A 303-nucleotide genomic window follows, 5' to 3' on the forward strand; every position below is an offset into this window, starting at 1 on the left:
ACGGGGGAACCGTCTGGCTTCACTCCCCGTTCCTTCATCTGCCGGATTGTGTTTCCGGCCACCCCGCTCTTCCACGGGTACAACGTCTCCTGCGGCCCCGGCTCTTTGACTATTGCATAGCGTTCACCCACACACTGGCTGACGCGAATTTTTGTATGGGTGCCATACGGTAACAGCATTGCCGGACTCAACTGGCTTCCCTGCGGGGCGATGTAATCCAGAACCCCTGCAAGATTGCCTGTCGTTGCTTCTGTCGTTTGCTCTGAAGTCTGCGGTGACGTCCAGTTTGATGCACTCAGACGC

At 57.1% G+C, this 303-nt stretch carries 1 pseudogene; it reads right to left on the reverse strand.

Annotation, left to right across the window (positions count from 1 at the left end):
- Positions 1 to 303 (reverse strand): annotated as a pseudogene (locus NNO03_RS22525) (hypothetical protein); the annotation flags it as partial.

The sequence above is a fragment of the Citrobacter sp. Igbk 16 genome (assembly GCF_028069755.1).
GTDB lineage: Bacteria > Pseudomonadota > Gammaproteobacteria > Enterobacterales > Enterobacteriaceae > Citrobacter.